Origin of the sequence: Spirillospora sp. NPDC049652 (genome assembly GCF_040675125.1) — a bacterium.
In the GTDB taxonomy this organism is placed as follows: domain Bacteria; phylum Actinomycetota; class Actinomycetes; order Streptosporangiales; family Streptosporangiaceae; genus Spirillospora.
In genome coordinates, this window is sequence record NZ_JBFAOF010000325.1 from 1 (window position 1) to 7,204 (window position 7,204).

Sequence of the window (7,204 nt, forward strand, 5' to 3'; positions counted from 1 at the left end):
CAGCACTCCTCCGCCGGGTCGAACCACCGGCCGTTGAGGGCGTCCAGGTCGGCGGCGAGGGCCGCGCGCACGACGGGCAGCCGGGCCGGCAGTGCCGCGGAACGGAAGATCGGGGCGGCGAGCTGCCGGGCGTCCATCCAGCGGCGGGTCTGCTCGGCGGTCGGGAACCGGCCGCCCTGGAGCGGGTTGGCGTTCGGCACCGAGTCGCGGTTGGTGCGCGCCAGCACCTCCGTGACGAGCTCCGGATCGGTCACCACGACCACGCCCGTGTCGAACCGGAACACGTCGCCGTAACGGCGCCGGCAGTCCTCGAGAAAGCCCGCGGGATCGGCTTCGTAAGCCGTCAGATGGCGCGCGAGAATCCCGCCGCGCGGCCCGGGAATGGTCTCTTCAACACGCTGGGACACCTGGAATGCCGCCCTTTCACCGCCACCTGCCGACACGCATGGAAATGGCGCGGCGCCGGTTCGGCCATCGCCCTGCCCGGCACCGCGCCACCGTCTCCGCTAGCGGAGGCGGTAGATGACGTAACGGCCCTTCATCTGCGCCTTGTGCATGCCGAGGGCACGCTTGACCAGCCTCGCCATGGCCCACCGTCCTTTCGGTTCGCGCGGTTCCCGCCCTCGCGGGAGGCGTGTGCGCTCATCTAGACACACGGCGGCGGAGCGGGCAACAGCGCCCTGCGTCATTTTCTGCCGTCCGGTGCCGACCTAATTTCCCTCCCGGCTTCGCCACCTGCGGCATTACTGTGGGAAGTGGCGCGAGTTCGCGGCGCCCCGGAAGCCTTCGAGTATCACGCTGTAATGGCGCGGTAGCGGGAAGGCGCGCTCCCGCCCTGGGCTGACCGGGTGGGACCGGCGCCCGAGCGCTAGAACACGGCGTACAGGTGCTTCATCAGCGCCGGGGCCGGGGCGAAGCCGAGCCAGCGGTCGCGGACGACCTCGGGTTCGAGCTTCCCTGGATCCTCTGAGCGGATCCATTCCTCGCTCCAGCGCGTGAGCCACGGTGTCCAGTCCATGGGGAGCACTATTCCGAGGGCCTCGGACAGATAGGGCGGGGGCCTGGACGGGTGTGGGGGTCGTATAACGCCTTGAGCCCATCGCGACCAGGTCGCGATGGGCTCAAGGTTTTTGAAAGCTACGACCGCGGTGGTGCTGCGGTCCGGGCTCGGGGCCCGGCTTCCGCTCCTCGGGGATCTCGCGATCTACCCGGGGAGGACGAGGTGTGCCGCGGGGAGCCTGTACGGGCCTCCCGCGGCGAACCCGTCAATCAGGCGGTGACGATGTTCTCCGCCTGCGGGCCCTTCTGGCCCTGCGTGATGTCGAACGACACCTTCTGGCCTTCCTGGAGCTCGCGGAAGCCCTGGGCGGCGATGTTCGAGTAGTGGGCGAAGACGTCCGGGCCGCCGCCGTCCTGCTCGATGAAGCCGAAGCCCTTTTCGGAGTTGAACCACTTCACAGTACCGGTGGCCATATCGATCTCCTTCTGGTCGGTTCCCGGCCACACACCGTGCGTGGCCGGGGGCGCCGCGATGGCCCATCCGGAAGATCCAGAACAACAAAAAATGCGCCCGAGGTCAGATCCACCAGGCGCATGCAACATGTCTATGGGAACCGCAACTCCTCAGAGCCTAGCACATGGAACCGGATCGGAGGGGGTGCGCCTGTGATTTGAGCGTCAGGTGTCGCCGAGGGGCCGCGCCACCGCCGGTTCGGGCGCATACTACAGGTATGAAATCCTCTGGACCCACCGGGCGGCGGCGTCTGCCCACCAGCCCGTTTCCGCCCCCGCCCGCCGCTCCGCCCGTGCAGGAGTTCGAGCTCCACGACCGGGTCACGCACGACAAGTACGGGATGGGGCAGGTCGTGGGGATCGAGCCGGGCGGCGCTCTCCTGGTCGATTTCGGCACCCAGAAGGTAAAGATTCTCTCGCCGTACGTAAAGCTTCACAAGCTCTGAGGCCCGTGCCGGGCCCGCTCCCAGCGCCGCTGAATCCTGACGCCGGGCGTTCGTCGTGAAAGCCGGGAATCTCCCGGCACGGCCAGGGCGGGCCGGCACAGCGTGAATCCCCTTCGACGTGTCTCCCTTCGACGAGGACGCCGGCTCGGCCATGGCCGGGCTCAGCGCGTTCGGCACCGGATCCCGGGGAACCGGTGCCGAACGGCCTGGCGGGTCGGGGGGCGGGCCGTCAGGGGGCCGCTCCCGGGACCGTCCCGCCACCGCGCCGACCGCTACTGCTTCGCCTTGGTGACGAAGTCGGTCGTGTAGGTCTTGGACAGGTCGATGGTGTCCTTCTTGCCCTTGACGTTCGGGGAGAACTGGGCGAGCACCTCCAGGACGTTCTTGGCGCCGTCCGCCGGCATGACCCCGTCGGCGGTGAACATGCCGACCGAGTCGGCGATGGCCTTCTTGTAGAGGGCCGGGTCACCGCCCGCGTAGTCCGCGGGCATCTTCGCGGCGATCTCCTCCGGCTTGTGGGCCTTGATCCAGCCGAGCGTCTTCACGAAGGCGTTGGCGAGCTTCTGCACCGTCTCCGGGTTGGACTTGACGTAGTCGCAGTCCATGTACAGCGACGCCGCCGGGTAGAGGCCGCCGAGGGCCTTCCGCGTGCCCTCCTTGGTCCGCATGTCCAGCATCACCTTGGCCTTGCCGGACGTGGTGAGCTTGGCGATCGTCGGGTCGGTGGTCATGCCCGCGTCGATGCCGCCGTTGCCGAGGGCCGCGATGAACGTGGCGCCCGCGCCCGCCTTGACGGTGGTGTAGTCCGACGGCTGGACGCCCGCCCGGACGGCCAGGGCCCGCGTCAGGAAGTCGGTGGACGAGCCGGGGCTGGTGACGCCGAGCTTCGCGCCCTTGAACGCGGCGGGGGAGGAGATCTTCCCGGCCTTGTCGGTGGCGACCATCTCCGCCTCGCCGGGCACGTCGGCGAACTGCACGACGCTCTCGATGCACTTGCCCTTGGTCTGCAGGTCGACGGTGTGGTCGTAGAAGCCGACCACGCCCTGCACGTCCCCGGAGATCAGCACGTTCTCGGCGATCGCGCCGGCCGGCTCGGTCAGCAGCTGGACGTCGAGGCCCTGCTCCTTGAAGTAGCCCAGCTGGTCGGTGAGCTTGGCCGGCAGGTAGATGACCTTGTCGATGCCGCCGACCATGATCTTGACGGTGCCGCCGGAGTCGCCGGCCGACGAGGACGACTTGGAGCTGCGGCAGGAGGTCAGGGAGAGGGCGGTCATCGCGGCCAGGGCGGCGGCGGTGACGCGGTACGAGGTGCGCATGGGGTGGGGACTCCAGGAGAGAGGGGGGAGGGGGACGTTCGGGGTGGTCAGACGGGGTTGCTGTCGGCGGCCGACGGCGGGCGCCAGCGCAGCAGCCGGCCCTCGAGCATCGTCAGCAGCCACTCGGCGAGCAGCGCCAGCACGGTGATGATGATCATTCCGGCGTAGATGCCGGCCGCGTCGAAGGTGCCCTGCGCGTGGTTGATCAGCAGGCCGAGGCCCTTGTCGGCGCCGCTGTACTCGCCGACCACCGCGCCGATGATCGCGAAGCCGAACGCCGAGTGCAGCGAGGCCAGGATCCAGGACGTCGCGGACGGCACGACGACGGTGCGCAGCACGGCCCACCGGCCGGCGCCGAGGATCCGCGCGTTGTTGACCAGGTTCCGGTCCACCTCGCGGGCGCCCTGGAAGGCGTTGAAGAACACCGCGAAGAACACCAGCACGAACGCCGTGGCGACCTTGGACTGCATGCCGAGGCCGAACCAGATCACGAACAGCGAGGCCAGGATGATGCGCGGGATGGCGTTGGCGGCCTTGATGAACGGCGCGCAGACGTCCGACAGGAAGCGGCTGCGGCCGAGCACCACGCCCAGCACGACGCCGCCGAGCGAGCCGAGGACGAAGCCGAGGACGGCCTCGCGCAGCGTGTAGGAGATCTGCTCCCAGATGGAGCCCTGCGAGGTCCCGTTGCTGAACCAGTCGACCAGCCGGTCCCAGATCGAGCTCGGGCGCGAGTAGTAGAACGGGTCGATCCAGTGCCGCGCGGCCAGCTCCCAGGAGCCGAGCCACACCGCGACGAGCACGATCCGCACCAGGTAGATCGTGAGCCGGCGGCGCAGCGCGGCGGACTTGGCCTGGGCGACGGCCCGGGCCTCCTCCTCCGGGGTGGGCAGGGCGGACGCCGGGGCGGCCTTCGGGGCGCGCACGTCATGCGGCACGGCCGGTCCCCCTCTCCCGGGTGATCTGGACTTCCTCGCGCAGCGACTCCCAGACCTCGCGGTAGATGTCGAGGAACTCGGGCGTCAGCCGGACCTCCTCGGCGTCGCGCGGGCGCTCCAGCGGGACGTCGAAGACGCTTTTGACGGTGGCGGGCCCGGCGGTCATGACGACCACCCGGTCGGCCAGCACCAGGGCCTCCTCCAGGTCGTGGGTGACGAACACCACGGCCGCCCCCGACCCGGACCACAGCCGCAGCAGCTCGTCCTGCATGAGGCCGCGGGTCTGGACGTCCAGCGCGGAGAACGGCTCGTCCATCAGCAGGACGGACGGCTCGTTCACCAGCGTCTGGGCGAGGGCGACGCGCTTGCGCATGCCGCCGGACAGCTGGTGCGGGTAGTACTTCTCGAATCCGGCGAGGCCGACGCGGGCGACCCACTCGCGGGCCTGCTCGCGCGCCTCGCGCTTGGCGACGCCCCGGTAGCGGGGGCCGGTCGCGACGTTGTCGAGGACCGAACGCCAGGGCAGGACGGCGTCGTTCTGGAACATGTAGCCGACGCCGTCCGGGATCCCGGTCACGGGCTCGCCGTGCACCCGGACGGTTCCGGCGGACGGCGGCTCGAGGCCCGAGACCAGGGACAGGGTGGTGGACTTTCCGCATCCGGTGGGGCCGACGACGGCGACGAACTCACCGGGCGCGACGGTCAGGTTCAGGTCGCGCACGGCGGTGTGGAGGCCGGCGCCGGACCGGAAGCGTTTGGTGGCCCCGTGGAGTTCGATCACCGGGGCTTTCAGCTGGGACATGCCCGGCAGGCTAGGAAGTGACCGGGGTCACGGGAACCCTTGTCCGCGAAGCTCGCGCAAACCGCATAACCGCACGTTAAGCCCGTTGCGCGGGTTCTGCTCATATTGCTCGCGCGGGGCTGGGCGCGGGGTAAGGCATCGGGTACTTTGGCCTGCCATGTCCGTCCGCCTCCGCCTCCCGTTCGCCCGCCAGGTGCTGATCTTGCAGATCGCCGTGGTGGTCGTCGTGGGCTGCGCCGGCTACGCCCTGGTGGCCTGGCGGCTGGACGGCGAGCTGCGCGACCAGTTCGGCCAGCGCGCCCTCACCCTGGCCCGGAGCGTGGCCGCCGACCCGGACGTCGCCCGGTCCGTGGTCGCGGGCGACCCCGGCCATCTGGTGCAGGACCGCGCCGAACGCGTCCGGCGCCGGGCGGGGGCGCTGTTCGTCGTGGTCACCGACCGGGACGGCATCCGCTACTCCCATCCCACCGAGGCGCTGCTCGGGCGGCGGGTCAGCACCGACCCGTCCGCGCCGCTCGCCGGGCGCCAGGTCGTCCGGTTCGAGCGCGGGACGCTCGGGCTGTCGGTGCGCGGCAAGGTCCCCCTGTACGACCCGTCCGGGCCGGAACGCGCCGGGCAGGTCGTCGGCGAGGTCAGCGTCGGCTTCGACGCCGGGGCCATCGACCGCGAGCTGAATGACGCGCTCAGCGGGCTCACCGCGTTCGTCGCGGGGGCGCTGCTGCTCGGCGTCCTGGCCTCCGCCGCGATCGGGGTGCGGCTGCGCCGGCAGACCCTCGGCCTGGAGCCGTACGAGCTGGTCGAGCTGGTGCACGAACGCGAGGCGGTGCTGCACGGCGTCGGCGAGGGCGTCGTCGCGGTGGACGCCGCCGGGCGGGTCGCGGTCTGCAACGCCGAGGCGGCCCGGCTGCTCGGCACCCGACCCGAGCGTGGCGTCCCCGCCGGGGACCTGGACGTCCCCGGGACGCTCCGCGACGTCCTCGCCGGACGTGTCCCCGCCGCCGACCTGTTCATCACGGCGGGGGAGCGGGTGCTGGTGGTGAACCGGCGCGAGGTCCGGCGGCGCGGACGGGACCTCGGCGCGGTGGTCACCCTGCGCGACCGCACCGACGTGGAGACCCTCGCCCGCGAGCTCGACTCCGTCCGGACGCTGTTCGACGCGCTGCGCGCGCAGCGGCACGAGTACGCCAACCGGCTGCACACCCTGTCCGGGCTGCTGCACCTCGGCCACCACGAGCAGGCCGCCGGATACCTGGCGACGCTGGTCGCCGACGCGTCCGGCGCCCCCGCCGCCGAGCCGCTCCCGGCCGACCCGCTGTTCGACCCCTACCTCCAGGCGTTCCTGTCGGCCAAGTCCGCGGTCGCGGCCGAACGCGGCGTCCGGCTCGACGTCGGCCCCGGCAGCTTCGTCCCGGGGCGTGTCACCGACCCCCTGGACGTCACGACCGTCGTCGGCAACCTCGTGGACAACGCGGTGGAGGCCGCCCGGCTGGGGGAGCGGCGACCCGCCCGGGTCGAGGTCGAGCTCCTCGGCGACGGCTCCGACCTGCACGTCACCGTCGCCGACTCCGGCCCGGGCGTGCCGGACGGGCTGCGCGGCGAGATCTTCCGCGACGGCGTCACCACCCGCGAGCCCACGGGCGGCCGCGCCCGGGGCCTCGGCCTCGGGCTGGCCCGCCGCACCGCGCGCGCACGAGGCGGCGACGTGACCTTCGCCGACCCGCCGGGAGCGGACCCCGGGGACGGGCCGGCGGGCGCGGTCGTCGTGGCACGGTTGCCCGGAGTACTGGCGAAGGAGGCGGACCGGTGACCGACCAGGGGTTCCGCGTGCTCGTGGTGGACGACGACTTCCGGGTCGCGCAGGTCCACGCCGGATTCGTCGCGTCCGTGGACGGCTTCCAGGTCTGCGGGACCGCGCACAGCGCCGCCCGCGCCCGCGAACTGGCCGTCGAACTCGGCCCCGACCTGGTGCTGCTCGACGTCTACCTGCCCGACGCGTCCGGGCTGAGCCTGCTCCCCGACCTCGACGCCGACGTGATCATGGCGACCGCCGCGACCGACGCCGCCTCCGTCCGCGCCGCCCTCGCGCACGGCGCCCTGCACTACCTGGTCAAGCCGTTCGTGGCCGAGGCCCTCACCGCGCGCCTCGCCGCCTACGCCCGCTACCGCCGCGCCCTCGCCGGCCCGGGGGAG

General features: G+C 71.8%; 9 protein-coding genes. 3 read left to right on the forward strand and 6 right to left on the reverse strand.

Annotated features, from left to right (window positions below):
* From AB0J52_RS20870 to AB0J52_RS20880, 3 genes are all read right to left on the reverse strand, one after another.
* Nucleotides 1-443 (reverse strand): cytochrome P450 (locus AB0J52_RS20870; RefSeq protein ID WP_500183307.1); only part of this gene is annotated, 443 nt, incomplete at its 3' end.
* A gap of 425 nt (nucleotides 444-868) precedes the next feature.
* Nucleotides 869-1,018 (reverse strand): hypothetical protein, encoded by a 150-nt coding sequence (locus tag AB0J52_RS20875; RefSeq protein ID WP_500183309.1) that lies wholly within the window; start codon nucleotides 1,016-1,018, stop codon nucleotides 869-871.
* Between the two features lie 251 nt (nucleotides 1,019-1,269).
* Entirely contained in the window at nucleotides 1,270-1,473 is a 204-nt protein-coding gene (locus AB0J52_RS20880; RefSeq protein ID WP_117358778.1) for a cold-shock protein, read from the reverse strand.
* A gap of 332 nt (nucleotides 1,474-1,805) precedes the next feature.
* Here AB0J52_RS20880 and AB0J52_RS20885 point away from each other — a divergent pair, with 332 nt between their 5' ends.
* Nucleotides 1,806-1,958 (forward strand): hypothetical protein, encoded by a 153-nt coding sequence (locus AB0J52_RS20885; protein WP_500183310.1) that lies wholly within the window; start codon nucleotides 1,806-1,808, stop codon nucleotides 1,956-1,958.
* A 272-nt stretch (nucleotides 1,959-2,230) separates the two neighbouring features.
* Here AB0J52_RS20885 and AB0J52_RS20890 read toward each other — a convergent pair whose 3' ends face one another.
* From AB0J52_RS20890 to AB0J52_RS20900, 3 genes are read right to left on the reverse strand one after another with little or no spacing between them, the layout of a single operon-like run.
* Entirely contained in the window at nucleotides 2,231-3,274 is a 1,044-nt protein-coding gene (locus AB0J52_RS20890) for an ABC transporter substrate-binding protein (RefSeq protein WP_500183312.1), read from the reverse strand.
* 47 nt (nucleotides 3,275-3,321) lie between these two features.
* On the reverse strand, nucleotides 3,322-4,212 hold the full coding sequence (locus AB0J52_RS20895; RefSeq protein ID WP_500183313.1) for an ABC transporter permease: 891 nt from the start codon (nucleotides 4,210-4,212) through the stop codon (nucleotides 3,322-3,324).
* On the reverse strand, nucleotides 4,202-5,014 hold the full coding sequence (locus AB0J52_RS20900; RefSeq protein WP_500183314.1) for an ABC transporter ATP-binding protein: 813 nt from the start codon (nucleotides 5,012-5,014) through the stop codon (nucleotides 4,202-4,204). The genes AB0J52_RS20895 and AB0J52_RS20900 overlap by 11 nt, the downstream gene beginning before the upstream one ends.
* Nucleotides 5,015-5,171: 157 nt before the next feature.
* On the opposite strand from AB0J52_RS20900, the gene AB0J52_RS20905 reads away from it, so the two are divergent.
* Entirely contained in the window at nucleotides 5,172-6,821 is a 1,650-nt protein-coding gene (locus tag AB0J52_RS20905) for a sensor histidine kinase (protein WP_500183316.1), read from the forward strand.
* Nucleotides 6,818-7,204: response regulator (locus AB0J52_RS20910; protein ID WP_500183317.1), on the forward strand; the 387-nt coding region annotated here is incomplete at its 3' end. The genes AB0J52_RS20905 and AB0J52_RS20910, both read left to right, overlap by 4 nt.